The sequence below is a fragment of the Pseudomonas sp. LB3P14 genome, assembly GCF_054898045.1.
The window spans coordinates 3,522,043-3,544,568 of record NZ_CM142714.1 but is presented as its reverse complement, the minus strand read 5'-3'; the positions used below and the strand labels follow the sequence as shown (position 1 = coordinate 3,544,568).

Sequence of the window (22,526 nt, the reverse complement as noted above, 5' to 3'; positions counted from 1 at the left end):
CAGACTTTGTGACAATTAATAACGATGCCCGTGCGGTTAGCCGGCTATGCCTAGGAGGGGACTCTCAAGGACGGGCGTATGCGCACAGGGATGATGGCGCTGGCGTTGGGTCTGTTGATCCTGCGTTTTTTACCGGTATTACCGCCGGTCTGGTTATGGATGTTGTTGCCGGTGATCGGTTTGATGGTGCTGCCGTTTCGCAGCTATCCATTGGCATTTTTGCTGTTCGGCTTCAGTTGGGCGTGTGCGCAGGCGCAGTGGGCACTGGATGATCGACTGCCGATGAGCTTCGATGGCGAAACCCGTTGGGTTGAAGGGCGGGTGGTGGGATTGCCCCAGAACACTGAGACAGTCGTGCGTTTCGAACTGGCGGACGCGCGGTCTCGACACGGTAAGTTGCCGCAACTGATACGCCTGGCCTGGTATGACGGACCGCTGGTGCACAGCGGCGAACGATGGCGACTGGCAATCAAGTTGAAGCGTCCTGCCGGGCTGCTCAACCCCCATGCCTTCGATTACGACGCCTGGCTGCTGGCGCAACGCATCGGCGCCACCGGGACGGTCAAGGATGGCGAGCGGCTGATGGAAACCCGGTGGGCCTGGCGCGACGGCATTCGCCAGCGTTTGCAGTCCGTGGATGCCCAGGGGCGAACCGGTGCGCTGACGGCGTTGGTGCTGGGGGATGGCGCCGGACTGAGTCGCGAAGACTGGCAGGTGCTGCAAGACACCGGCACCGTCCATCTGTTGGTGATTTCCGGACAGCACATCGGGTTGCTGGCAGGGGTGGTGTATCTACTGATCGCCGGGATGGCCCGTTATGGCCTGTGGCCTAAACGCTTGCCTTGGCTGCCGTGGGCCTGTGGACTGGCGTTCACGGCTGCTCTCGGTTATGGGCTGCTGGCCGGTTTCGAGGTGCCGGTGCGACGGGCCTGCGTGATGATCGGCCTGGTGCTGTTGTGGCGGCTGCGATTTCGTCATCTCGGTGCCTGGTGGCCATTGTTGCTGGCGCTCGATGGCGTTTTGCTGCTCGACCCGCTGGCGAGCCTGCAACCGGGTTTCTGGTTGTCATTCGCGGCGGTGGCGGTGTTGATTTTCACCTTCGGTGGTCGGTTGGGCCCATGGCGTCGGTGGCAAACGTGGACCCGCGCCCAATGGCTGATCGCGATCGGTCTGTGCCCATTGTTGCTGGTGCTCGGATTGCCGATCAGTCTCAGCGGGCCAGTGGCCAATTTGCTGGCGGTGCCGTGGATCAGTCTGGTAGTGCTGCCTCCGGCTTTGCTGGGCACGTTGTTTTTACCCCTTCCTTATGTGGGCGAAGGGCTGCTGTGGTTGGCAGGAGGTTTGATCGACCTTTTGTTCAAGGGCCTGGCACTGATGGCCGGGTGCTTGCCCGCGTGGGTGCCGGTGGCGATCCCGTTGTGGGTATGGGCACTCGGCGCACTGGGTGCCTTTCTACTATTAATGCCTCGGGGTGTGCCGTTTCGCTCGTTGGGCTGGCCGATGCTGCTGTTGCTGGTCTTTGCGCCCCGGCAAATGTTGCCTGACGGCATTGCCGAAGTCTGGCAGCTGGATGTCGGCCAGGGTCTGGCAATCCTGGTGCGCACCCGTCATCACACGCTGTTGTATGACACCGGGCCACGTTTCGGCGATTTCGACCTGGGCGAGCGGGTGGTGCTGCCTTCGTTGCGCAAACTGGGCGTGAACGGACTCGATCTGATGCTGATCAGCCACGCCGACGCCGATCATGCTGGCGGCGCCCGGGCCGTTGCCAATGGGTTGCCGGTGAAGCGGGTCGTCAGTGGCGATCCCCTGGCGCTGCCTGCCGAGTTGCAGGCCGAGGGCTGCGAGAGTGGCAAGCAATGGGTCTGGGACGATGTGAGGTTCCAGCTTTGGCAATGGTCTTTCGCCCGCGACAGCAATCAAAAATCCTGCGTCCTGCAGATAGAAGCCAACGGTGAGCGAATGTTGCTAACCGGTGATATAGACGCCGCAGCCGAGCGAGCCCTGCTCGACAGTCCGCTGGCGGTACCTACGGACTGGCTGCAGGCGCCGCATCACGGCAGCCGCAGTTCATCTTCGATGACGCTGCTCAACGGGCTGCAACCCAAAGCGGTGATGATCTCCCGCGGCCAGGGCAATTCATTCGGTCATCCCCATCCCACGGTCATCGCGCGCTATCAAAAGCGCGGTATGTTGATCTATGACAGCGCCGAACAGGGCGCCATCCGTCTGCAACTGGGACGCTTCAAGCCGCCGTGGACGATGCGTCAAGAACAGCGTTTCTGGCGCTCTACGCCATAACCCGGGGTTATTAAAGCCCGACCGGTTGCGACATCACGGTTTTCGGTGCGCCGACCCCCTATGTTAGAGTGGCGCACTTTTTCGAGGGGACTGTCACTGTGTGGGAATTGGTCAAATCCGGCGGGTGGATGATGATACCGATCATTCTGAGTTCCATCGCGGCCATGGCGATTGTCGCCGAACGTCTCTGGACCTTGCGAGCCAGCCGTGTGACCCCGGAGCATTTGCTCGGGCAGGTCTGGGTGTGGATCAAGGACAAACAACTCAATAAAGACAAACTCAAGGAACTGCGCGCCAACTCGCCGCTGGGCGAGATCCTGGCTGCCGGTCTGGCCAACTCCAGGCATGGTCGCGAGATCATGAAAGAGTGCATTGAAGAAGCTGCCGCGCGAGTGATTCACGAGCTCGAACGCTACATCAACGCGCTGGGCACCATCGCCGCCATGGCCCCGTTGCTGGGTCTGTTGGGGACGGTATTGGGCATGATCGATATCTTCAGCGCGTTCATGGGCACGGGCATGGGCACCAATGCTGCGGTGCTGGCTGGCGGTATTTCCAAAGCGCTGATCACCACGGCCGCGGGCCTGATGGTCGGCATCCCGGCAGTATTCTTTCATCGATTCCTGCAACGCCGGATCGATGAACTGGTGGTGGGCATGGAGCAGGAAGCGATCAAACTGGTCGAGGTGATACAGGGTGACCGTGATGTTGACCTGAATGGGGGCAAAGCGTGAAATTCCGCCGCAAACCGCGGGAAACGGTAGACATCAACCTTGCGTCGCTGATTGACGTGGTGTTTATCCTGCTGCTGTTTTTCGTCGTGACCACCACGTTTACCCGTGAAACCCAGTTGCGCGTTGATCTGCCGGAAGCGGTCAGCGGTTCGCCAGCCGAAGACCAACAGGTCAAACACCTGGACGTTGCCATCAGTGCCGAAGGCGCGTTCTCGGTGAATAATCAGGTATTGCCCAAGAACGACCTGGCGACCCTGATGGACGCGCTGCAGAAAGAATCCAGTGGCGACACCAACCTGCCGCTGTCCATCAGCGCTGATGGCAAGACTCAGCATCAGTCCGTCATCACCGCCATGGACGCCGCCGGCAAGCTTGGTTTCAGCCACCTGCGCATGACCACTGTCGAGGCGGCGCCGCCCGCGCCCTGATGGCCATGTCCGATCGCTTGCTCACCGCGTGGTACGAAGGTCATCCGGCCCTGAAGTTGTTACAGCCGCTGGAGTGGCTGTATCGGCGCGTGGTCATGAGCAAGCGCAAGCGCTTCCTGGCGGGTGAGGGTGAGATCTATCAGCCACCGGTGCCGCTGATCGTCGTCGGTAACATCACCGTCGGCGGCACGGGCAAGACGCCGCTGATTCTCTGGATGATCGAGCACTGCCAGCGCAGCGGCCTGCGGGTCGGCGTGGTCAGCCGGGGTTACGGCGCCAGGCCGGCGCAATTGCCGTGGCGGGTTGAGGCGGATCAAAGCGCCAGTATCGCAGGAGACGAGCCGCTGTTGATCGTCCAGCGCACCGGCGTCCCGTTGATGATTGACCCGGACCGTAGCCGTGCCGTCAAAGCGCTGCTGGCGAGTGAACCGCTGGACCTGATCCTCTCCGACGACGGCATGCAGCATTACCGGCTGGCCCGCGACCTGGAACTGGTACTGATCGACGCCGCCCGCGGCTTGGGCAACCAGCGTTGCCTGCCCGCCGGGCCGTTGCGTGAGCCGGCCGAGCGCCTGCAAAGCGTCGACGCGGTGCTCTACAACGGCGCAACTGCCGATCGCGACGGCGGTTTTGCCTTCCAGCTTCGACCCACCGAACTGGTCAATCTGCAAACCGGCGAACGGCGTCCCCTTGACCACTTTCCCGCTGGGCAGGCCCTGCACGCCGTGGCTGGGATCGGCAATCCGCAGCGTTTCTTCACGACCCTCGAAACGCTACACTGGCAGCCAGTCCCGCATGCGTTTGCCGACCACGCCGAATACAGCGTGCAGGCCTTGAATTTCACACCGTCATTGCCGTTGGTGATGACCGAAAAGGACGCGGTGAAGTGCCGTGCCTTCGCCGCCGCCGATTGGTGGTACCTGGCGGTCGATGCTGCGCCATCGCCGGCCTTCGTGGCCTGGTTCGATACGCAGCTGATGCGCCTGTTGCCGGCTCGTCTTTTGCCTTAAATCCGTTTTTATCCAGGGAATGCTCATGGACACCAAATTGCTCGATATCCTCGCTTGCCCGGTCTGCAAAGGCCCGCTCAAGCTCAGTGCCGACAAAACCGAGCTGATCAGCAAGGGTGCAGGTCTCGCTTACCCGATTCGCGACGGCATCCCGGTGATGCTCGAAACCGAAGCCCGTACCCTGACCACCGACGAGCGTCTGGATAAATGACCACAGCCTTTACCGTTGTCATTCCATCGCGTTACGCCTCCACCCGCTTGCCGGGCAAGCCGCTGCTGCTGATCGCCGGCAAGCCGATGATCCAGCATGTCTGGGAACAGGCGAGCAAAAGCAGCGCCCAACGCGTGGTGGTCGCCACTGACGATGCGCGCATCGTTGAGGCCTGCAAAGGGTTTGGCGCCGAAGTGGTGCTGACCCGCGAAGATCACAATTCCGGTACCGATCGCCTGGCCGAAGTCGCCACGAAACTGGGCCTGGCGCCGGACGCCATTGTGGTCAACGTTCAGGGTGACGAACCGCTGATCCCGCCGAGCGTGATCGATCAGGTGGCTGCCAACCTGGCCGCTCACACCGAAGCGCGCATGGCCACGTTGGCCGAGCCGATCGAAGACGTGGAAACCCTGTTCAACCCCAACGTGGTCAAGGTCGTCAGCGACCTTAATGGCCTGGCGCTAACGTTCAGCCGTGCCACGTTGCCGTGGGCCCGGGACGCGTTCGCCAAAAGCCGCGAGCAATTGCCGGAAGGCGTGCCGTATCGTCGCCACATCGGCATCTATGCCTACCGCGCCGGTTTCCTGCATGACTTCGTCAGCTGGGGCCCATGCTGGCTGGAAAACACCGAATCCCTGGAACAGCTGCGAGCCCTGTGGCACGGCGTGCGAATTCACGTCGCCGACGCGCTGATCGCACCGCCCACCGGCGTCGATACCGTTGAAGACCTCGAGCGCGTTCGTCGCCTGCTGGAGGCCTGATGCGGGTTTTGTTCGTCTGCCTGGGCAACATCTGCCGTTCGCCCACGGCTGAAGGTGTGCTGCGACACAAACTGCGCGAAGCGGGGTTGGCCGATCAAATCGAAGTCGCCTCCGCCGGCACCGGTGACTGGCACGTCGGCAAGGCCCCGGACAAGCGCAGCCAGGCTGCGGCGAAACTGCGCGGTTATGACCTGTCCGCTCAGCGCGGCCAGCAAGTGACCCGTGCGGATTTCACCACCTACGACCTGATTCTGGCGATGGACAACAGCAATCTGCGCAACCTCAAGGCCCTGCAACCGGCCAAGGGCAAGGCCGAGCTGGATCTGTTCCTGCGTCGCTACCAGTCGGAAATCGATGAAGTGCCGGATCCGTATTACGACGGCGACCAAGGCTTTGAGCAGGTGCTGGACCTGATCGAGCGCGCCAGTGATTTGCTGGTGATCGAATTGAAGGGACGGTTATGAGTTTGCAGGTACAAGCCCGGGTTTCGCTCAAACCGTTCAACAGTTTTGGTGTCGACGTTCAGGCCCGGTTATTTGCCGAAGCCCATAGCGATGCCGACGTGCGTGAAGGCCTGGCCTATGCGGCAGAACATGACGTGCCGCTGCTGGTGATTGGCGGGGGCAGCAACCTGCTGCTGACGGCCGATATCCAGTCGCTGGTGCTGCGCATGGCCACACGCGGGATTCGCATCCTGAGTGATGACGGCAGCAAGGTCGTTATAGAAGCCGAGGCGGGCGAGCCTTGGCATCCGTTCGTGCAACACACGCTGGCGCAGGGTTTGTCCGGTCTGGAAAACCTCAGCCTGATCCCCGGCACCGTCGGCGCGGCACCGATGCAGAACATCGGCGCCTATGGTGTGGAGATCAAGGATGTTTTTGCCGGCCTGACTGCTTTGGATCGCAAGAGCGGCGAGCTGCGGGACTTCACCCTGGAAGAATGCAACTTCGCCTACCGCGACAGCCTGTTCAAACAGGAACCGGGGCGCTGGTTGATCCTGCGGGTACGATTCATCCTGGACCGCGCCGCGCACCTGCATCTGGAGTACGGCCCGGTGCGGCAGCGCCTGACCGAGCAAGGCATCGATCACCCGACCGCCACCGATGTCAGCCAGGCGATTTGCAGTATCCGCAACGAAAAACTTCCGGACCCGGCAGTGCTCGGTAATGCCGGCAGCTTCTTCAAGAATCCTTTGGTGCCAGCGGCGCTTGTCGCGCAACTCAAAGGTGAATACCCGGATCTGGTGGCCTACGCACAACCCGACGGGCAGATGAAACTGGCGGCAGGCTGGCTGATCGAGCGGGCCGGCTGGAAAGGTTTCCGTGACGCCGATGCCGGCGTGCATAAATTGCAGGCGTTGGTGCTGGTCAACTACGGCAACGCGACGGGTCTGCAATTGCTGAACCTGGCGCAACGCATCCAAAAAGACATTTCAGAACGTTTCCATGTTGACCTGGAAATGGAGCCTAATCGGTATTGAGGCTACGCTTTCAAGACTGATTTCAAAGCCCTGCACACCTTCAACTGTGCAGGGCTTTTTTGTTAATGCTGAGTTAACTTAGCCACCTAACGATGCAAACGTTTGCTCCACCAAAGGCCCGATGCAGACGCTATCGTCCGCAAAAGAGAGCCTCATTAGCCTGAGCCGATCTGCGTGATGCCAACCGCCAACCCCTGGCGGCAGATTGCTCGACCCCATAACCAATAACTATGCGGGCGTGCCCATGATTACCCTGAAGCTCAATGGTCAAGACCATCAACTCGATGTCACCGAGGACATGCCGCTGCTCTGGGCGATCCGCGACGTGGCCGGTTACAACGGCACCAAATTTGGCTGCGGCATGGGCCTGTGCGGCGCCTGCACCATTCATATCGAAGGCGCTCCGGCGCGCAGTTGCATCACGCCGATCGGTTCGGTAGTTGGCCAGAACGTCACCACCATCGATAACCTGCACGCCGACCCGGTCGGGCAAATCGTTCAGCAAGCCTGGCTCGACACCGCCGTGGCCCAGTGCGGTTTCTGCCAGGGTGGGCAGATCATGTCCGCCACAGCGCTACTCAAGACCAACCCGAACCCCAGTGACGAACAGATCGAAGAGGCGATGGTCGGCAATATTTGCCGCTGCGGCACTTACAACCGCATCAAGACCGCCATCCGCCAGGCATCCACTCACCTGAAGGAGGCCAAGGCATGAGCCAATTACCGAATGATTTTGCGCTGAGTAACCTCAGTCGCCGTGGCTTCCTTAAAGGCGTCGGTGCGACCAGCGCGTTGGTGCTGGCGGCGAGCTGGGGCTGGCAAGACGCGTTTGCTGAAGAAAAAGAGAAGAAGTTCGGCGCCGACGGCATGCCCAACGGCTGGATCGATGATCCGAAGGTTTACATCAGCATTGCCGCTGACGGCATGGTTACCGTGGTCTGCAACCGTTCGGAAATGGGCCAGGGTGTGCGCACCAGCCTGACGATGGTGGTGGCCGATGAGCTGGACGCGGACTGGGCGATGATGAAGGTGCAGCAGGCGCCGGGCGACGAAGTGCGTTTCGGCAACCAGGACACCGATGGTTCGCGCAGCATGCGCCACTGGTACGAGCCGATGCGTCGCTGCGGTGCTGCCGCAAGGACCATGCTCGAACAAGCGGCTGCCGAGCAGTGGAAAGTGCCGGTCAGCGAATGCCATGCACAGCTGCATAAAGTCATCCATAAACCGTCCGGTCGTGAACTGGGTTACGGTGCCCTGGCCGCCGCTGCCGGTGCGTTGGCAGTACCGGCGCGTGACAGCCTGCGGCTCAAGCAGCCGTCGGAATTTCGCTACATCGGCAAGGAAGGGACCAAGGCCATCGACGGTGCCGACATCGTCAATGGCCGCGCCATTTATGGTGCAGACGTACATTTCGACGGCATGCTCTACGCCACCATTGCGCGCCCTGCGGTGTACGGCGGCAAGGTTAAGTCCGTCGACTCCAGCGCCGCGATGAAAGTCCCGGGCGTGATCAAGGTCCTGCAGATCGAAGGCCATCCGCTGCCGTCGGAGTTTCAGCCGCTGGGCGGCGTGGCCGTGGTGGCTAGCAACACCTGGGCCGCGATCAAAGGCCGCGAGGCGCTGAACATCGAGTGGGATGACGGTCCCAACGCCAGTTACGACTCGATCGCCTACCGCAAAGAACTGGAAGCCGCGTCCCTCAAGCCCGGCAAAGTGGTGCGCAATACCGGCAACATCGACGAGGCCATGAGCAGCGCCGACAGCACGCTCGAAGCATCCTATTACCTGCCGCACCTGACGCAGGCGCCAATGGAACCGATGGTCGCCATCGCCCGCTTCAAGGACGGTGTGTGCGAAGCCTGGGCCCCAAGCCAGGCACCCCAAGTCACCCGCGAACGAATTGGCGAACGCCTGGGCATTCCATTCGATAACGTCAGCTTTAACGTCACCCTGCTGGGCGGCGGTTTCGGTCGTAAATCCAAACCGGACTTCATCATCGAAGCTGCGATCCTTGCCAAGGAATTCCCTGGCAAGGCTGTCCGGGTGCAATGGACGCGTGAAGACGACATCCACTGTTCCTACTTCCACACGGTGTCGACCGAATACCTGAAGGCCAGCCTGAACAAGGACGGTCTGCCGTCCGGCTGGTTGCACCGCACCGTGGCGCCGAGCATCACCGCGCTGTTTGCGCCGGGCATGAACCACGAGGCGGCCTTCGAACTGGGCATGGGTTTTACCAACATGGCGTACGCGATCCCCAACGTGCGCCTGGAAAACCCGGAAGCGGCGATTCACACGCGGGTTGGCTGGTATCGCTCGGTGTCGAACATTCCTCACGGTTTTGCGATTCAGAGCTTTGTCGATGAACTGGCGCACAAGGCCGGCCAGGATCCGCTCAAGTACCAGATCAAATTGCTCGGCCCGGACCGGCAGATCGATCCGCGCACCTTGAGTGAGGAGTGGAACTACGGCGAATCGCCCGAGCGGTATCCGATCGACACCGCGCGGCTGCGCACGGTGCTGGAAACCGCTGCCAAAGCCGCAGGTTGGGGGCGTGAAATGCCCAAGGGGCGAGGCCTGGGCCTGGCGGTGCATTACAGTTTCGTCACCTATGTGGCGGCGGTTATCGAGGTTGAAGTCAAAGACGACGGCACGCTGATCGTGCACAAGGCCGATATCGCCGTGGATTGCGGTCCGCAGATCAACCCCGAGCGAATTCGTGCGCAGTTCGAAGGCGCCTGCGTCATGGGCCTGGGCAACGCGGTGCTGGGGGAAATCAGTTTCAAGGACGGCAAGGTTCAGCAGGACAACTTCCACATGTACGAAGTGGCGCGCATGTCCCTGGCACCGAAGGAAGTTGCGGTTCATCTGGTCACACCACCGGGCGTAGTGCCGTTAGGCGGTGTCGGTGAGCCGGGCGTGCCACCGATTGCGCCAGCGCTGTGCAACGCAATCTTTGCCGCCACGGGCAAGCGCATCCGCGATCTGCCGGTTCGCTATCAGTTGCAAGGTTGGCAGAAGGTGCAGGCCTGATGGACAGCGTCGATCTGAATGTCCTGCGCAGCGTGCTGGAATGGCGCCGCGCCGGTCAGCGGGTGGTGTTGTACAGCGTGGTCCAGACCTGGGGCACCGCGCCTCGGGCACCTGGCGCCATGTTGGCCTTGCGTGAAGACGGCGTGGTGATTGGCTCGGTGTCCGGCGGGTGTGTCGAAGACGATTTGATTGACCGGCTCCACGACGGTCGTATTCCAGCCGATGGGCCGCCGGTGCAGTTGATCACTTACGGCGTTACCCGTGAGGAGGCGGCACGCTTCGGTTTGCCGTGCGGTGGCACCTTGCGCCTGACCGAGGAGCGGGTCGGCGACCCGGCTTGGGTTGCCGAGTTGCTGGCGCGCTGCGAGGCGCATGAAATCGTTGCGCGAGCGCTGAATATCGAGACCGGTGAAGTGGTTTTGCAACCAGCCAACAAGACTGATGTGCTGACATTTGACGGGCAGACCTTGCGCGCCCTCTACGGCCCGCGTTGGCGCTTGTTGCTGATCGGCGCCGGGCAACTGTCCCGTTATGTCGCCGAGATGGCGCGGCTGCTGGATTTTGAAGTGCTGATCTGCGATCCACGCACCGAGTTCGTTTACGGCTGGGAAGAGCAACACGGGCGGTTTGTCTCGGGCATGCCCGATGAAGCGGTGCTCAGCATCCAGACTGACGAGCGTACGGCCATCGTCGCACTGACCCACGATCCTCGACTGGATGACATGGCGTTGCTCACGGCCCTGGACTCCAAGGCGTTTTATGTCGGTGCGCTGGGCTCGCGGATCAACAGCTTGAAGCGCCGGGAGAACCTGGCTCAGCTAGGCTTGTCACAGCAGGCCATCGAGCGGCTGCATGGCCCGATCGGTTTGCACATTGGCAGCCACACACCGGCGGAAATTGCCTTGTCGCTGCTGGCCGAAATTGTCGCGATCAAGAACGGCGTCGAACTGAAGCAGAAGAAGCCGTTGCAGGAGGTCGTATGAGTGAACCTATCGGCGTCATCGTGTTGGCGGCGGGGCAGGGCAGTCGGTTTCGACAGGAGGCCGGTGCCGACAAGGACAAGCTGGTGGCGGATTGTACGGGGCGCGATGGCGCTGTTCATTCGATGATCGAGCAAGTGCTGGTGAATTTGCCGGGCTCCCTTGAGAAGCGCGTTCTGGTGACCACCGACGATCGCCCGCAAGTGAGTCGTATGGCCCAGGCCTATGGCTGCGAGATTGTGCTGATCGAGTCGACGGGGATGGGAGACAGCATCGCGGCCGGGGTGGCGGCGTGTCCACAACTCGGTGGCTGGCTGATAGTGCTGGGGGATATGCCGTTTATCTTACCGTCGAGTATCCATCGGGTGGTGGCGGGAATCACTGATGACGCCGTCAGTGTTCCGGTGCATGAGGGTGAGTACGGGCATCCGGTGGGATTTGGGCGCAGCTTTGGTCCGGCGTTGATGGCATTGTCCGGTGATCGAGGTGCCAAGGCGTTATTTGCGCAGGCGAGGGTGGTCGAGGTGGCGGTGGACGATCCCGGGGTGTTGTGGGATGTGGATACACCTGAGAGGTTGGTTTTCGCCTGATTTACCGTCATCGCGAGCAGGCTCGCTCCCACATTGTATCTGCGGTGTTATCACTATTTTGTAATCACCGCCGAACCCTGTGGGAGCGAGCCTGCTCGCGAATGCAGGCGACTCGGTCTTTCAGACGAAATAAAAAAAGCCCCGCCTGGATCACCAGGCGGGGCTTTTTAATGGCCGATGGAATCAGACGAGAGGTTTAGGCTCGTGTTCTTTTTCCAGGGCTTGCTCGTGTTGCTCTACCGCGTCCTGAACGGAGCGCGGCGCTTCTTCGATCACCGATGCAGCGGGTTCGGCAGCAGCGACTTCAGCAGCCGGGGCAGGTGCTGCCTCGACGACTTCAGCGACAACCGGTGCTGGTTCGACAGCCGCCGGAGCAGCAGCGGCAGCCAGTTCGGCTTCCTTCTGCAGACGCTCTTCTTCACGCTTGCGGCGACGCACTTCACGTGGGTCGTTCGGCGCACGGCCGCTTGGCGTCAGGGCGCTGACAGGGGCGGCTTCGACTTCCGGTGCAGCCACTTCGGCAACAACCGGCGCTTCAACTACCGGAGCAGGCTCGGCAGCAGCAACCACTGGCTCGGAAACCATGGCCTCGGCTTCTGGCGCTTCGGCGGCGGTTGGCTCGGCAACCCAGTTGAATGCGGTTTGCTCTTCGCGAACTTCACGGACAGCTTCGGTCACTGTTTCGGTTGATGTTTCGACAACCGGTTCTGCGGCAACCACTGGCTCAGCGGCAGCTTCAAATACAGGCTGTGCTTCACGAACCGGGGCCACTTCGATTTCCGGAGCGGCGGTGGCTTCGACCGGAGTCGTTGCTTCAACCACTGGCGCTTCCACTGGAGCAGTTTCCAGGGTGGTAGCAGTAGCGCGTTCGGCTTGCTCGTTAGCCTGTGCTTCGGCTGGAGCGCTGATCACGGTGCTGGCAACGGCTGCGGTAACAGCCAGGCCGGCGGCCAGATCGGCAGCGCTTGGCGCTTCGTTGGTGTCGGCAGCTTCGTTACCTTCGGCGGATTCGGATTCTTCCGAACCTTCGATCACATTGCCGTTGGCATCGCGCTGACGCTCACGACGGTTGCTGCGACGACGCTGGCCACGGGAGCGGCGGCGTGGACGATCGCCTTCGGCGTTGTCCTGACCGTCTTCCTGCAGTTGCTCTTCGTTGGTGGTCAGCTCTTCTTCAGCGACTGCGGCAACGGCTTGTTCGGCACGTGGCTGACGTTCTTCACGCGGTGGGCGTGGAGCACGTTCTTCGCGTGGCTGGCGAGCTGGACGCTCTTCAGCGGTAGCAGCAGCGGTCGGAGCGACATCCAGAGGCTCACGCAGTTCACGAACCGGACGCTCTTCACGATCGCCACGTGGCTTGCGATCTTCGCGAGGAGCGCGCGGTGCACGTTCCTCACGAGGGGCACGTGGAGCGCGTTCTTCGCGGGCTACTACTGCTGGAGTTTCTTCGCGGGCTTCGCGTGGTTCACGTGGTGCGCGTTCTTCACGCGGTGCACGTTCCTCACGAGGCTTGCGTTCTTCATCGCGGCGACCGTTACGGTTGCGGCTCTGCTGACGACCGTTGCGACGCTCTTCATTGCGGGCCGGACGCTCAGTGGTCGCTGGTTTTTCAACCACAGCCGGAGCGGCAGGCTCTTCCTTGGTCGCAAACAGGCTGACCAGCGACTTCACCAGGCCTTTGAACAGGCTTGGTTCTGGCACGGCGACCGGTGCTGCAACAGGTGCGGCGACGACTTCGGTCGGAACCGGAGCGTTGGCGCGGGCCGGTGCAGTCTTGACCGCGGCTTCCTGGCGAACCAGGGTGCGGGTTGCAGCGGCAGGCTGGACTTCTTCGACCTCGGCAGCGGCAGCAGCGATTTCGTAGCTGGACTGATTGATGCTGGCTTCCGGGCTGTCATCACGCAGACGCTGAACTTCGAAGTGCGGTGTTTCGAGGTGATCGTTCGGCAGAATGACGATGCGGGCACGGGTGCGCAGTTCGATCTTGGTGATCGAGTTGCGTTTTTCGTTGAGCAGGAACGCAGCCACCGGGATCGGCACTTGGGCGCGAACTTCGGCGGTGCGGTCTTTCAGGGCTTCTTCTTCGATCAGGCGCAGGATCGCCAGCGACAGCGATTCAACATCACGGATGATGCCGGTGCCGTTGCAACGCGGGCACACGATGCCGCTGCTTTCGCCCAGCGATGGACGCAGGCGCTGACGGGACATTTCCAGCAGGCCGAAGCGCGAGATGCGACCGACTTGCACGCGAGCGCGGTCGGCTTCCAGGCATTCGCGGACTTTCTCTTCCACGGCGCGCTGGTTCTTGGCAGGGGTCATGTCGATGAAGTCGATGACGATCAGGCCGCCGATGTCGCGCAAGCGCAACTGACGGGCGATTTCTTCGGCGGCTTCAAGGTTGGTCTGCAGGGCGGTTTCTTCGATGTCGCTGCCTTTGGTGGCGCGCGCCGAGTTGATGTCGATGGACACCAGGGCTTCGGTCGGATCGATAACGATAGAGCCACCGGAAGGCAGTTCAACGACGCGCTGGAAGGCGGTCTCGATCTGGCTTTCGATCTGGAAACGGTTGAACAGCGGAACGCTGTCTTCATACAGCTTGATCTTGCTGGCGTACTGCGGCATCACCTGGCGGATGAAGGTCAGGGCTTCGTCCTGGGCTTCAACGCTGTCGATCAGCACTTCGCCGATGTCCTGGCGCAGGTAATCGCGGATGGCGCGGATGATCACGTTGCTTTCCTGGTAGATCAGGAACGGCGCGGAGCGATCCAGCGAGGCTTCTTTGATGGCGGTCCAGAGTTGCAGCAGGTAATCGAGGTCCCACTGCATTTCTTCGCTACTGCGGCCCAGGCCGGCAGTGCGAACGATCAGACCCATGTCGGCTGGCGCAACCAGTCCGTTCAGGGCTTCACGCAGTTCATTGCGCTCTTCACCTTCGATACGACGGGAGATACCGCCGGCACGCGGGTTGTTCGGCATCAGCACCAGGTAACGACCGGCCAGGCTGATGAAAGTGGTCAGGGCGGCGCCCTTGTTGCCACGTTCTTCTTTCTCGACCTGAACGATAACTTCCTGGCCTTCGCTCAGGACGTCCTTGATGTTGACGCGGCCTTCGGGGGCTTTCTTGAAGTATTCGCGAGAGATTTCTTTGAGGGGCAGGAAGCCGTGGCGCTCAGAGCCGAAATCGACAAAGGCAGCCTCAAGGCTTGGTTCGATGCGAGTAATCCGGCCTTTATAGATGTTGGCCTTTTTCTGCTCGCGTGCACCGGATTCAATGTCCAGGTCGTAGAGGCGTTGGCCATCTACCAGTGCAACACGCAACTCTTCGGGTTGGGTTGCGTTAATCAGCATTCTTTTCATGTAGTACCGTCGGTTTCCGGGCTGCCGGAAACGGCGTTCGGCACACACGACTTCTCATGGTCGGTGTCAGGTGCGTCAGGAGTGGTTGGACACTCCAGTGTCTAGCGAACCCCGACCAATTGGGCCGGTGTCGCGACGTACGCGTCCTGCTTGCTGTGGCTACTTAAGCACTCAGTCAGGAGGAGGAATCAACCAGCGGCTGTGGACGAGATGAAGCGTCTTGATAAAGCCTATTGCTACACAGTCCAGCGGTTGTGCATCTCCACCCTACACGTATCCCTGAAAATTCGGGTGCTGCCGCGCGCAGAATCCGCAGCGGGTTGGCATTTACCGTGAGCTCCGAAAGGGGAGGTCACGCATCATGGCTAATTTAGGCGTTGTTTCCGAAGCGTTCGCTCGGGGTTGTTCGTAGCTGACTGCACTTTGTGAACTGGCCGTGAATATTTGCTCGCAAGGCGAGTGAAAACTCTGCTTTGCGGCATGCTTCAGGCCTCATGTCACCTGCGCTCGTTACAACTGCAAACTCTACCGTTTCGTAGCGAAAGCCCCGTAGGACGGCCTCTCGTCCTCGTGAATTGCGTGGTCAGGGCCGGTTTTTGACCGTTAGTCCGCTGTCCAGGCCACTTTTGGCGGCGTTCGCGACTATAGCAGCAATGATTAAGTGCTTCAATTCCATAAAAATTGTTATCATCCGCGCCATGACGACTACTGCCCCTTCGACCCCAGCCGTACAACTGCTGGAGGTCTCGCCGGAATATGCCGGCCAACGTATTGATAACTTCCTTCTCGCTCGGCTCAAAGGCGTGCCCAAGACCTTGATTTACCGCATTTTGCGCAAGGGCGAAGTGCGGGTTAACAAAGGTCGGATCAAGCCCGAATACAAGCTGCAGGCGGGCGATATCGTGCGCGTGCCGCCGGTTCGCGTGCCTGAGCGAGACGAACCTGTGCCACTGGCCCAAGGTTTGCTGCAACGCCTCGAAGCCTCGATTGTCTTCGAGGACAAGGCGCTGATCGTGATCAACAAGCCTTGCGGCATCGCGGTTCACGGTGGCAGCGGCTTGACTTACGGCGTGATCGAAGCCTTTCGTCAGTTGCGTCCCGATTGCAAGGAGCTCGAACTGGTTCACCGTCTCGACCGTGATACCTCCGGTCTGTTGATGATCGCCAAGAAGCGCAGCATGCTGCGTCACTTGCACACGGCATTGCGCGGCGATGGCGTCGATAAGCGCTATATGGCGCTGGTCCGCGGTAACTGGGCGGCCTCGATCAAGCAAGTTCGTGCGTCGCTCGGCAAGAGCAATCTGCGCTCCGGCGAGCGCATGGTCGAGGTCGACGAGGAGGAGGGGAAGGAGTCTGTGACCGTGTTCAAGGTCCTGCGCCGCTTCGGCGATTTTGCCACCCTGATCGAAGCCAAACCGATCACTGGTCGGACTCACCAGATCCGCGTCCATACTCTGCACGCCGGGCATTGCATCGCTGGCGATGCCAAGTACGGCGATGAAGGTTTCAGCAAAGAAATTCGTGACCTGGGCGGCAAGCGCCTGTTCCTGCATGCCTACATGCTGACCGTGCCGCTGCCCGATGGTGGTGAGCTGAAATTGCAGGCGCCCGTGGATGAGATGTGGGCCAAAACCGTGGAGCGCCTGAGTGCACCCATCTGATTACAAACTGCTGATTTTCGACTGGGACGGCACACTGGCTGATTCCATTGGTCGGATTGTCGAGGCCATGCATGTCGCGTCCGAGCGGTCCGGATTTCAGTTGCGCGATGATTTTGCCGTCAAGGGCATCATCGGTCTGGGCTTGCCGGAAGCGATTCGTACCTTGTATCCGGACATTGGCGATGCCGAGCTGATCGCCTTTCGCGAGCACTACGCCGATCACTACATTGCGTCAGAAGCCGTGCCTTCGCCGTTGTTCGAAGGCGTTGTCGAGTCGATGGAGGCGTTTCGTGCCGATGGTTATCACTTGGCGGTCGCAACCGGAAAGGCTCGTCGCGGGCTGGACCGGGTGCTGAAGGCGCATGGCTGGGAGGATTATTTCGATATCACCCGTGCGGCCGACGAGACCGCCAGCAAACCCCATCCGCTGATGCTTGAGCAGATCCTCGCTCACTGCGAGGTTCGCCCTGAGCAGGCGCTGATGGTGGGCGATTCGTCCTTCGACCTGCAGATGGCGCGCAATGCCGGCATGGACTCCGTGGCAGTCAGCTATGGCGCTCAATCGATCGAGGCGTTGAGGCTGTTCGAGCCGCGACTGGCCATTGATCGTTTTTCAGAATTGCATGCCTGGCTGAGTCAGCGGGCTTAATACGTTTTTGCTGGGGTAGAAGTCATGACCGACGAATGGAAAGCGCCCGCCAAGGCGAGCGCAGAGAGCGGTGACGAGAAAAGCTGGAAGCTGCTGGAAAAGACCCTGCTGGCCAGTGTGCAGGAGCAGCGCCGGTCCCGTCGCTGGGGGATTTTCTTCAAATTGCTGACCTTTGTGTACCTGTTGGGTGCGCTGGTCCTGTTCACGCCGCTGATGGACATGGAAAAAGCCGCCACTCGCAGTGCCAATTACACCGCGCTGATCGACGTGACCGGCATGATCGCCGACAAGGAGCCTGCCAGCGCTGACAACATCGTCGGCAGTCTGCGTGCGGCTTTCGAGGACGAGAAGGTCAAGGGTGTGATCCTGCGGATCAACAGCCCGGGCGGCAGTCCGGTGCAGTCGGGTTATGTGTATGACGAAATTGTCCGTCTGCGCGGCTTGCACCCGGATACCAAGGTGTACGCGGTGATCTCGGACCTTGGGGCTTCCGGTGCTTATTACATCGCCAGCGCGGCCGATCAGATTTATGCCGACAAGGCGAGTCTGGTCGGTTCCATTGGTGTGACGGCGGCCGGTTACGGCTTTGTCGGCACCATGGAGAAGCTCGGCGTCGAGCGTCGGACGTACACGTCGGGCGAGCACAAATCGTTCCTCGATCCGTTCCAGCCTCAGAAGCCTGAAGAGACTCAGTTCTGGCAGGGCGTGCTGGATACGACACACCAGCAGTTCATCAATAGCGTGAAAAAGGGCCGTGGCGACCGTCTCAAGGACAAAGAGCATCCGGAGCTGTTCTCCGGGTTGGTCTGGAACGGGGAGCAGGCGTTGCCGCTGGGCCTGATCGATGGTCTGGGGAATGCCAGCTCGGTGGCGCGTGATGTGATTGGCGAGAAAGAACTGGTGGACTTTACCGTTCAGGAATCGCCGTTTGATCGCTTCTCGAAGAAGCTTGGTGCCAGCGTGGCTGAGCATCTGGCGATGTGGATGGGCTTCCAGGGGCCTTCGTTGCGCTGATTCTCCTGTCACATAAAAAAACCGGCTTTTGCCGGTTTTTTTTTGACCTTTAAGGTATCTGCACGCCTTCTGCGAGCAGCATGTCGACCAGGCGAATCAATGGCAGGCCTATCAGGCTGGTGGCGTCAGGGCCTTCGGTGCTTTGAAACAGGCTCACCCCTAAACCTTCGGCTTTGAAGCTGCCAGCGCAGTCGTAGGGCTGTTCGGCGTGCAGGTAGCGTTCGATGCGCGATGGGTCGAGTGTGCGCATGTGTACGGTGAAGGGCACGCAGTCGACCTGGCAGGCGCCGGTCTGGCTGTTAAGCAGTGCGAGGCCGGTGAGGAAGGTCACGCTGATGCCACTGGCAGCCAGCAGCTGCTCGCGGGCCTTTTCGAAGGTGTGCGGTTTGCCGATGATCCGGTCGCCGAGTACCGCGACCTGGTCGGAGCCGATGATCAGATGAGCGGGGTGGATGTCGGCCAATGCGCGTGCTTTTTCCTCGGAGAGGCGCTTGACCAGCGCAATGGCGGACTCGTCCGGGCGATGGCTTTCGTCGATATCCGGCGAGCTGCAGGTAAACGGCAGCTGCAAGCGGGCCAGCAATTCCCGGCGATAAACCGAGCTTGAAGCGAGTAATAAAGGCAGCATGCGCATCTCCAGAAGACAGGCGCGAATTCTAGCGAGGCTTCCAAGTGACGGACAGGGCTGAATTTCCTTTGACATGGCCGGGGGCATCCCTATAATGCTGCGCCTATGTTGAATGACCCGATTCCACCTCACGTTGACCCGCGCAAATTGGCTGATCGTGGCACCACCCTTCAAGGTGAAATGCTGCTGGCCGATTTGGAGAGACTCTGCGACCCGCTTTCCGATACTGTCGGTACGGTGCAGGCTAAATTCGTTTTTGAACGAGATGAACGTAAGTCTGTGGTAATCCACAGCTTTATCGACACCGAAGTCAAAATGGTTTGCCAGCGTTGTCTTGAGCTGGTCACCCTGCCGATCCATAGCGAATGCAGTTATGCTGTGGTGAAGGAGGGTGCGAATACCCAGTCGTTGCCGAAAGGTTATGACGTGCTGGAACTGGGCGAAGATCCTTTGGATCTGCAGTCACTGATCGAGGAGGAGCTTCTGCTCGCCTTGCCCATTGTGCCTGCTCATCATCCGGAAGAATGCCAGCAGCCGGCGGGTCTCGATGAGCCCGAACCGAGCGAGGACGAGGTAACGCGGTCCAACCCGTTCAGTGTATTGGCGCAGTTAAAGCGTGACCCAAACGTTTAGGAGTTAATCAATTATGGCTGTTCAGCAGAACAAAAAATCCCGCTCTGCCCGTGACATGCGTCGTTCGCACGACGCCCTGACGGCAAGCACTCTGTCTGTAGAAAAAACCACCGGTGAAATTCACCTGCGTCACCACGTATCGCCAGAAGGCGTATACCGTGGCCGTAAAGTGATCGACAAGGGCGCTGACGAGTAATCACTTGTCTGCTCAAGTCATCGCGATTGACGCAATGGGCGGGGACTTCGGTCCCCGCAGCATTGTTCAGGCCAGCCTTGCTTGTCTGTCTGCTACGCCCTCGCTGCACCTGACCCTCGTCGGTCAACCCTCTCTTCTTGAAGAATTGCTCTCTGGCCAATCGGCTGTGGATCGCTCGCGCCTGTCGATTGTGGCGGCGTCCGAAGTCATCACCATGGACGAAAAACCTGCCCAGGCCTTGCGCGGCAAGCCCGATTCGTCGATGCGTGTGGCCCTGGAGTTACTGCGAGACGGCAAGGTCCAGGCCTGTGTCAGTGCCGGCAATACCGGCGCGCTGATGGCGTTGTCGCGGTTCGTGCTCAAGACCTTGCCAGGCATTGATCGGCCAGCGATGGTTGCGGCGATTCCGACGCAGAAGGGTTACTGCCAGTTGCTCGACCTGGGCGCCAATGTCGATTGCAGTGCCGAGCATCTGTTGCAGTTTGCGGTGATGGGGTCGGTGGCGGCGGAAACCCTGGGTATCGTTCGTCCGCGCGTGGCGCTGCTGAACATCGGTACTGAAGACATCAAGGGTAATCAGCAGGTCAAGCTGGCGGCCACGTTGTTGCAGAGCGCTCGCGGCATCAATTACATCGGTTTTGTCGAAGGTGACGGTGTATACCGTGGCGAGGCGGATGTGGTGGTATGTGACGGTTTTGTCGGCAATATCCTGCTCAAGTCCAGCGAAGGCCTGGCGACTATGATTGCCGGGCGCATCGAAGCCTTGTTCAAGAAAAATCTCGCGTCGAAAGTGGTCGGTGCGCTGGCATTACCGCTGATGAAGCGTTTGCAAGCCGATCTGGCGCCTGCGCGACATAACGGCGCAAGTTTCCTTGGTTTGCAGGGGATTGTGGTCAAAAGTCATGGTTCAGCGGGGGTTCAGGGCTTCCAGAGTGCGATTCAGCGCGCCTTGATCGAGATCCAGGAAAACCTGCCGGAACGCATTCATGGTCGTCTGGAGGATTTGTTGCTTTAGGCGTTTTCGTCGGACAATGCTTAAATGTGACCGCTCAGTTCAATTTGCCATCCAACTGTCAGTTTCTTGCGTTCCTCCAAGCGGGACGTCAATTCTCCGACGACAAGATCATTAGGGGCTTGTTACATGTCTGCTTCCCTCGCATTCGTCTTTCCGGGACAGGGTTCGCAGTCCCTCGGCATGCTGGCCGAGTTAGGCGCGCAACATCCAGTTGTCCTCGAAACATTCAAAGAAGCTTCCGATGCTCTGGGTTACGACCTGTGGGCACTGACCCAGCAAGGGCCGGAAGAACAACTCAATCAAACAGATAAAACCCAGCCGGCCATTCTGACCGCCTCGATTGCCTTGTGGCGTCTGTGGCTGGCTGAAGGCGGCGCGCGTCCGGCTTATGTTGCTGGTCACAGCCTGGGCGAATACAGCGCTTTGGTCGCCGCAGGCAGTCTGAGCCTGGGCGACGCGGTGAAGCTGGTTGAATCCCGGGGCAAGCTGATGCAGGAAGCCGTTCCGGCCGGGCAAGGTGGCATGGCCGCCATTCTCGGTCTGGACGATGCTGATGTGCTGGCAGCCTGCGCCGAAGCGGCGCAAGGCGAAGTGGTCAGTGCGGTCAACTTCAACTCCCCTGGCCAAGTGGTTATCGCCGGTGCCAAGGCAGCGGTCGAGCGCGCCATCGAAGGCTGCAAGGCCCGTGGTGCCAAGCGCGCCATGCCATTGCCGGTCAGCGTGCCGTCCCATTGCGCGCTGATGCGTCCGGCGGCCGAGCGTTTCGCCGAGTCGATCGCAGCGATCGACTGGCAGACGCCGCAGATCCCGGTGGTTCAGAACGTCAGCGCCAATGTGCCGGCTGATCTGGAAACACTCAAGCGCGATCTGCTTGAGCAGCTTTACAAGCCTGTACGCTGGGTCGAGTCGGTTCAGGCACTGGCCGCCAAGGGTGCTACCCAGTTGGTCGAATGCGGCCCTGGCAAAGTGCTGGCGGGTCTGAACAAGCGTTGCGCCGAAGGCGTGTCGACATCCAACCTCAATACCCCCGACGCCTTCGCTGCCGCTCGCGCAGCGCTGGCCTGAATCAGGAGAAGCCTGCATGAGTCTGCAAGGTAAAGTTGCATTGGTCACCGGCGCGAGCCGCGGTATCGGCCAGGCTATCGCCCTGGAATTGGGTCGTCAGGGCGCCATCGTTATCGGCACCGCGACGTCTGCCTCGGGTGCCGAGCGCATTGCCGCTACCCTGAAGGAAAACGGTATTCAAGGCACTGGTCTGGAACTCAATGTCACCAGCAATGAATCTGTCGCGGCGGTGCTGGCTAGCATCACTTCGCAGTTCGGTGCGCCGGCGATCCTGGTCAACAATGCCGGTATCACCCGCGATAATCTGATGATGCGCATGAAAGATGACGAATGGCATGACGTCGTCGACACCAACCTGAACAGTCTGTTCCGCCTGTCCAAGGGTGTTTTGCGCGGCATGACCAAAGCCCGTTGGGGACGAATTATCAGTATTGGCTCGGTTGTGGGTGCCATGGGCAACGCAGGCCAAGTAAACTACGCAGCCGCCAAGGCCGGTCTGGAAGGTTTCAGCCGTTCACTGGCGCGTGAAGTCGGTTCGCGTTCGATTACGGTAAACTCGGTGGCTCCTGGGTTCATCGACACCGATATGACCCGCGAACTGCCTGACGCACAGCGTGAAGCCTTGCAGACGCAGATTCCGCTGGGCCGTCTGGGACAAGCTCAAGAGATCGCGTCTGTGGTCGCTTTTCTTGCATCCGACGGTGCGGCTTACGTTACTGGGGCTACAATCCCGGTGAACGGCGGGATGTACATGAGTTAAATGTGACGGGTTGCTTCAAA

General features: G+C 60.4%; 22 protein-coding genes. 20 read left to right on the top strand and 2 right to left on the bottom strand.

All coding sequences use genetic code 11. From position 1 onward, the window contains the following. Positions 1 to 78: 78 nt before the first annotated feature. From ACYZT5_RS16445 to ACYZT5_RS16390, 12 genes are all read left to right on the top strand, one after another. A complete protein-coding gene (locus ACYZT5_RS16445; protein WP_462052004.1) occupies positions 79 to 2,301 on the top strand; it encodes a DNA internalization-related competence protein ComEC/Rec2 in 2,223 nt (740 codons plus the stop codon). A gap of 98 nt (positions 2,302 to 2,399) precedes the next feature. Next, positions 2,400 to 3,035 (top strand): MotA/TolQ/ExbB proton channel family protein, encoded by a 636-nt coding sequence (locus tag ACYZT5_RS16440; RefSeq protein ID WP_462052003.1) that lies wholly within the window; start codon positions 2,400 to 2,402, stop codon positions 3,033 to 3,035. After that, a complete protein-coding gene (locus ACYZT5_RS16435) occupies positions 3,032 to 3,463 on the top strand; it encodes an ExbD/TolR family protein (RefSeq protein ID WP_008152382.1) in 432 nt (143 codons plus the stop codon). The genes ACYZT5_RS16440 and ACYZT5_RS16435 overlap by 4 nt, the downstream gene beginning before the upstream one ends. After that, complete coding sequence (lpxK, locus tag ACYZT5_RS16430; RefSeq protein ID WP_462052002.1) at positions 3,463 to 4,473, top strand: tetraacyldisaccharide 4'-kinase; 1,011 nt, start codon at positions 3,463 to 3,465, stop codon at positions 4,471 to 4,473. The genes ACYZT5_RS16435 and lpxK overlap by 1 nt, the downstream gene beginning before the upstream one ends. A 25-nt stretch (positions 4,474 to 4,498) precedes the next feature. Further along, positions 4,499 to 4,684 carry a Trm112 family protein gene (locus tag ACYZT5_RS16425; RefSeq protein WP_007945752.1) on the top strand — a complete coding sequence of 62 codons (186 nt, stop codon included), beginning with the start codon at positions 4,499 to 4,501 and terminating at the stop codon, positions 4,682 to 4,684. Then, positions 4,681 to 5,445, top strand: a complete 765-nt coding sequence (gene kdsB, locus ACYZT5_RS16420; RefSeq protein ID WP_462052001.1) for a 3-deoxy-manno-octulosonate cytidylyltransferase — start codon at positions 4,681 to 4,683, stop codon at positions 5,443 to 5,445. Before ACYZT5_RS16425 ends, kdsB begins: the two co-directional genes overlap by 4 nt. After that, positions 5,445 to 5,909, top strand: coding sequence for a low molecular weight protein-tyrosine-phosphatase (locus ACYZT5_RS16415; protein ID WP_462052000.1), 465 nt, complete (start codon positions 5,445 to 5,447; stop codon positions 5,907 to 5,909). The genes kdsB and ACYZT5_RS16415 overlap by 1 nt, the downstream gene beginning before the upstream one ends. Continuing rightward, a complete protein-coding gene (gene murB, locus ACYZT5_RS16410) occupies positions 5,906 to 6,925 on the top strand; it encodes a UDP-N-acetylmuramate dehydrogenase (RefSeq protein ID WP_462051999.1) in 1,020 nt (339 codons plus the stop codon). Before ACYZT5_RS16415 ends, murB begins: the two co-directional genes overlap by 4 nt. A gap of 244 nt (positions 6,926 to 7,169) precedes the next feature. Next, complete coding sequence (locus tag ACYZT5_RS16405; RefSeq protein ID WP_282481233.1) at positions 7,170 to 7,640, top strand: (2Fe-2S)-binding protein; 471 nt, start codon at positions 7,170 to 7,172, stop codon at positions 7,638 to 7,640. Continuing rightward, entirely contained in the window at positions 7,637 to 9,958 is a 2,322-nt protein-coding gene (locus ACYZT5_RS16400; RefSeq protein ID WP_462051998.1) for a xanthine dehydrogenase family protein molybdopterin-binding subunit, read from the top strand. The genes ACYZT5_RS16405 and ACYZT5_RS16400 overlap by 4 nt, the downstream gene beginning before the upstream one ends. After that, positions 9,958 to 10,941: an XdhC family protein gene (locus ACYZT5_RS16395; RefSeq protein WP_462051997.1), complete on the top strand. Its 984-nt coding sequence runs from the start codon at positions 9,958 to 9,960 to the stop codon at positions 10,939 to 10,941. Before ACYZT5_RS16400 ends, ACYZT5_RS16395 begins: the two co-directional genes overlap by 1 nt. Beyond that, the gene (locus ACYZT5_RS16390) at positions 10,938 to 11,528 is read left to right on the top strand and encodes a nucleotidyltransferase family protein (RefSeq protein ID WP_462051996.1); all 591 of its coding nucleotides are present in this window, start codon (positions 10,938 to 10,940) and stop codon (positions 11,526 to 11,528) included. Before ACYZT5_RS16395 ends, ACYZT5_RS16390 begins: the two co-directional genes overlap by 4 nt. Before the next feature lie 183 nt (positions 11,529 to 11,711). Here the strand turns inward: ACYZT5_RS16390 and rne are convergent, their stop codons facing one another. Then, positions 11,712 to 14,885, bottom strand: coding sequence for a ribonuclease E (gene rne, locus ACYZT5_RS16385; RefSeq protein ID WP_462051995.1), 3,174 nt, complete (start codon positions 14,883 to 14,885; stop codon positions 11,712 to 11,714). A 698-nt stretch (positions 14,886 to 15,583) separates the two neighbouring features. On the opposite strand from rne, the gene rluC reads away from it, so the two are divergent. The 3 genes from rluC to ACYZT5_RS16370 are packed head-to-tail and all read left to right on the top strand — an operon-like array spanning position 15,584 to position 18,209. Then, a complete protein-coding gene (rluC, locus tag ACYZT5_RS16380) occupies positions 15,584 to 16,546 on the top strand; it encodes a 23S rRNA pseudouridine(955/2504/2580) synthase RluC (protein WP_462051994.1) in 963 nt (320 codons plus the stop codon). Next, the gene (locus tag ACYZT5_RS16375; protein WP_462051993.1) at positions 16,533 to 17,195 is read left to right on the top strand and encodes an HAD-IA family hydrolase; all 663 of its coding nucleotides are present in this window, start codon (positions 16,533 to 16,535) and stop codon (positions 17,193 to 17,195) included. The genes rluC and ACYZT5_RS16375 overlap by 14 nt, the downstream gene beginning before the upstream one ends. Positions 17,196 to 17,219: 24 nt before the next feature. After that, positions 17,220 to 18,209: a S49 family peptidase gene (locus ACYZT5_RS16370; RefSeq protein WP_462051992.1), complete on the top strand. Its 990-nt coding sequence runs from the start codon at positions 17,220 to 17,222 to the stop codon at positions 18,207 to 18,209. 49 nt (positions 18,210 to 18,258) lie between these two features. Here ACYZT5_RS16370 and ACYZT5_RS16365 read toward each other — a convergent pair whose 3' ends face one another. Beyond that, positions 18,259 to 18,837: a Maf family protein gene (locus tag ACYZT5_RS16365; RefSeq protein ID WP_462051991.1), complete on the bottom strand. Its 579-nt coding sequence runs from the start codon at positions 18,835 to 18,837 to the stop codon at positions 18,259 to 18,261. A gap of 105 nt (positions 18,838 to 18,942) precedes the next feature. Between ACYZT5_RS16365 and ACYZT5_RS16360 the strand changes: the two genes are divergently transcribed. The 5 genes from ACYZT5_RS16360 to fabG all read left to right on the top strand — a co-directional run bounded on the left by ACYZT5_RS16360 (position 18,943) and on the right by fabG (position 22,506). Then, positions 18,943 to 19,470: a YceD family protein gene (locus ACYZT5_RS16360; RefSeq protein ID WP_008152342.1), complete on the top strand. Its 528-nt coding sequence runs from the start codon at positions 18,943 to 18,945 to the stop codon at positions 19,468 to 19,470. Positions 19,471 to 19,483: 13 nt separating this feature from the next. Further along, positions 19,484 to 19,666 (top strand): 50S ribosomal protein L32, encoded by a 183-nt coding sequence (gene rpmF / locus ACYZT5_RS16355; protein ID WP_008152339.1) that lies wholly within the window; start codon positions 19,484 to 19,486, stop codon positions 19,664 to 19,666. A gap of 4 nt (positions 19,667 to 19,670) precedes the next feature. After that, positions 19,671 to 20,681 (top strand): phosphate acyltransferase PlsX, encoded by a 1,011-nt coding sequence (plsX, locus tag ACYZT5_RS16350; RefSeq protein ID WP_462051990.1) that lies wholly within the window; start codon positions 19,671 to 19,673, stop codon positions 20,679 to 20,681. Between the two features lie 126 nt (positions 20,682 to 20,807). Continuing rightward, positions 20,808 to 21,746, top strand: a complete 939-nt coding sequence (gene fabD / locus ACYZT5_RS16345; RefSeq protein ID WP_462051989.1) for an ACP S-malonyltransferase — start codon at positions 20,808 to 20,810, stop codon at positions 21,744 to 21,746. 16 nt (positions 21,747 to 21,762) lie between these two features. Beyond that, entirely contained in the window at positions 21,763 to 22,506 is a 744-nt protein-coding gene (gene fabG / locus ACYZT5_RS16340; protein WP_462051988.1) for a 3-oxoacyl-ACP reductase FabG, read from the top strand. Positions 22,507 to 22,526 lie beyond the last annotated feature (20 nt).

Coding starts and splice junctions, on each gene's coding strand:
- ACYZT5_RS16445 (WP_462052004.1), top strand. CDS start 79: ATGCGCACAGGGATGATGGCGCTGGCGTTGGGTCTGTTGATCCTGCGT.
- lpxK (WP_462052002.1), top strand. CDS start 3,463: ATGGCCATGTCCGATCGCTTGCTCACCGCGTGGTACGAAGGTCATCCG.
- ACYZT5_RS16425 (WP_007945752.1), top strand. CDS start 4,499: ATGGACACCAAATTGCTCGATATCCTCGCTTGCCCGGTCTGCAAAGGC.
- kdsB (WP_462052001.1), top strand. CDS start 4,681: ATGACCACAGCCTTTACCGTTGTCATTCCATCGCGTTACGCCTCCACC.
- ACYZT5_RS16415 (WP_462052000.1), top strand. CDS start 5,445: ATGCGGGTTTTGTTCGTCTGCCTGGGCAACATCTGCCGTTCGCCCACG.
- murB (WP_462051999.1), top strand. CDS start 5,906: ATGAGTTTGCAGGTACAAGCCCGGGTTTCGCTCAAACCGTTCAACAGT.
- ACYZT5_RS16405 (WP_282481233.1), top strand. CDS start 7,170: ATGATTACCCTGAAGCTCAATGGTCAAGACCATCAACTCGATGTCACC.
- ACYZT5_RS16400 (WP_462051998.1), top strand. CDS start 7,637: ATGAGCCAATTACCGAATGATTTTGCGCTGAGTAACCTCAGTCGCCGT.
- ACYZT5_RS16395 (WP_462051997.1), top strand. CDS start 9,958: ATGGACAGCGTCGATCTGAATGTCCTGCGCAGCGTGCTGGAATGGCGC.
- ACYZT5_RS16390 (WP_462051996.1), top strand. CDS start 10,938: ATGAGTGAACCTATCGGCGTCATCGTGTTGGCGGCGGGGCAGGGCAGT.
- rne (WP_462051995.1), bottom strand. CDS start 14,885: ATGAAAAGAATGCTGATTAACGCAACCCAACCCGAAGAGTTGCGTGTT.
- rluC (WP_462051994.1), top strand. CDS start 15,584: ATGACGACTACTGCCCCTTCGACCCCAGCCGTACAACTGCTGGAGGTC.
- ACYZT5_RS16370 (WP_462051992.1), top strand. CDS start 17,220: ATGACCGACGAATGGAAAGCGCCCGCCAAGGCGAGCGCAGAGAGCGGT.
- ACYZT5_RS16365 (WP_462051991.1), bottom strand. CDS start 18,837: ATGCTGCCTTTATTACTCGCTTCAAGCTCGGTTTATCGCCGGGAATTG.
- ACYZT5_RS16360 (WP_008152342.1), top strand. CDS start 18,943: ATGTTGAATGACCCGATTCCACCTCACGTTGACCCGCGCAAATTGGCT.
- rpmF (WP_008152339.1), top strand. CDS start 19,484: ATGGCTGTTCAGCAGAACAAAAAATCCCGCTCTGCCCGTGACATGCGT.
- fabD (WP_462051989.1), top strand. CDS start 20,808: ATGTCTGCTTCCCTCGCATTCGTCTTTCCGGGACAGGGTTCGCAGTCC.
- fabG (WP_462051988.1), top strand. CDS start 21,763: ATGAGTCTGCAAGGTAAAGTTGCATTGGTCACCGGCGCGAGCCGCGGT.